The organism is Streptomyces sp. NPDC054840, assembly GCF_053611065.1.
The window spans coordinates 1-2,183 of record NZ_JBSGZP010000950.1; the positions used below are offsets into that span (position 1 = coordinate 1).

The 2,183-nt window shown below is 73.1% G+C and carries 2 protein-coding genes; both read left to right on the top strand.

What is annotated here, in order from left to right; translation table 11 throughout:
• The first annotated feature begins 148 nt into the window (after positions 1-148).
• Positions 149-697 (top strand): DUF1697 domain-containing protein, encoded by a 549-nt coding sequence (locus tag ACWGIU_RS36310; protein WP_453712341.1) that lies wholly within the window; start codon positions 149-151, stop codon positions 695-697.
• 302 nt (positions 698-999) lie between these two features.
• Positions 1,000-2,001 (top strand): ketopantoate reductase family protein, encoded by a 1,002-nt coding sequence (locus tag ACWGIU_RS36315; RefSeq protein ID WP_453712340.1) that lies wholly within the window; start codon positions 1,000-1,002, stop codon positions 1,999-2,001.
• Positions 2,002-2,183: the final 182 nt, after the last annotated feature.

Genomic DNA, 2,183 nt, shown 5'->3' on the forward strand with positions numbered 1-2,183 from the left:
GGCCGTCCGCGCCCGGATGGAGACCGAGGGCGGCACACGTCAGGCGGCCGACCTCATCGAGGCCGAATTGCCGTAGGCCGTAGTGGCGCCGGGCGCCCGCCGGGGAGGACGGGACAGCCCTTAAGGTGCGCCCATGACGAAGAAGGCGATGACGAGGAAGTACGCGGCCCTGCTGCGCGGGATCAATGTCGGCGGGAGCAAGAAGGTCCCGATGGCGGAGCTGCGTTCGCTGCTGGAGGGGCTCGGCCACGGCGAGGTGCAGACGTATCTGCAGAGCGGTAACGCCGTCTTCAGCAGCACGCAGCAGGACCCGACCGTCCTCGCCCGGGAACTGGAGGCGGCCATCGAGGCACACTTCGGCTTCCGCGTGGCGTGCCTGGTGCTGGACGGCGCATACCTGCGCGCCGTCGCCGAGGCTTGCCCGTTCCCGGCCGCGGAGCTGGAGGGCAGGCAGCTGCACGTGACCTTCTGCTCCGAACAGCCCGGCGCGGAGCGCTTCGCCGCGCTCGACGGGGCGGCGTACCTCCCCGAGGAGTACCGGATCGGTGAGCGCGTCCTCTACCTCTACGCCCCCGACGGCCTGGGCCGCTCCAAGCTCGCCGAGGCCCTCGCCAGGCCCGCCGTCGTCAAGGGCCTCGACGTGACCACCCGCAACTGGAACACCGTCGCCAAGCTCGTGGAGCTGACCGGGGCCTGACCCCGGGCCCGCGTGCGCATCAGGGGTGCGCCCGGGGCCGGCGAACGTCTACAGTCCGGTTTGTTCTTCGGGAGGGGAAAGATAGTAGTCACACCCCCTCCTTCGCGATCAACTCCAAGCTGGTCCCGAGGAATTCCGGGGCTCTTCTTCGAGGAGCAACTCGCCGAGAGCCTGTTGGGCATCGTCCGGTTGGATCCCTCCGGCCGGCAGAACTACCACCCGTAAGGCGCGTCCCCCGCTGGCACGGCGGTTCGCCGCGCCCCGACGCACACCCCGGCGGCCGGATGTGCCAGGCTCGTGGCATGCGTTACATCATCATCGGCGCGGGCGCGGTCGGCGCCACCATCGGCGGACGGCTCGCGGAGGCGGGCGGCGAGGTCGTACTCGTCGCCCGCGGCGCGCACGCGCAGGCCCTGCGCGCCGAGGGGCTGCGCCTCACGACGGCCGACGGGACCCGGATACACCGGCTGCCCGTCGTCACCGGACCGGACGAACTGGGTGAACTGCGCCCCGACGACGTGCTGTTGCTGTCCGTGAAGACCCAGGACGCCATCGCCGCGCTCGACGCGTGGGGTGACGCGGAGGTCGCGGGCGGCGGAACGGCCGCACAGCGGCTGCCCGTGCTCTGCGCGCAGAACGGTGTGGAGAGCGAGCGGCTGGCGCTACGGCGCTTCGCGCGCGTGTACGGGGTGTGCGTATGGCTGCCCGCCACCTTCCTGGAGCCGGGCGTGGTCTCCGCGCTGTGCGCGCCGCTGACCGGCGTCCTGCACGTGGGGAGGGCGGCGGGCGGCACGGACGCCACTGCCCGGGCCGTCGCGGCGGACCTCACCAAGGCCGGCTTCGGGGCGCCGACGACCACGGACGTGATGCGCTGGAAGTACGCGAAGCTGCTGGGGAACCTGGGCAACGCGATCCAGGCGACCACCGGACCGGAACCGGATCCCGCGAAGGCGGCGCTGCTGTCGCGGGCCGTCCGCGAGGGGAAGGCCGCCTTCCGGGCCGCGGGCGTCCCGTACGCCTCGGACGCCGAGCAGGCGCTGGCCCGCGACGGCAAGGTGGACCAGCCGGACGGCGTGCGTGGCGGCTCGTCCTGGCAGAGCCTGGCGCGGGGCACGGGCTCGGTGGAGGCGGACTACCTCAACGGGGAGATCTCCCTGCTGGGCCGACTGCACGGGGTGCCGACACCGGTCAACGACGTCCTGCGGCACGCGGCCAACATCTTCGCCCGCGAGGGTCTGCCCCCGGGCGCGATGTCCATCGAGGACCTCACCGCCCTGGCCGACGAGGCCGCGGCCCGCGCGTAGTCCCCCGGCCGCAGCGCCGCCGCCGCGACGCTGCCCCGGACCCCGCGCCTCAAAGCCGGCGAGGGTGGATGTGGCTGCTGCCGTCCGCCCGGAGGCTGGATTGCCCGCAGGGCAATGTCAGCCCTCCGGCGTTCGAGGAGTGGGATCCGGGGCGGATCCCGGTCTTTGAGCCGCGCCGGCGT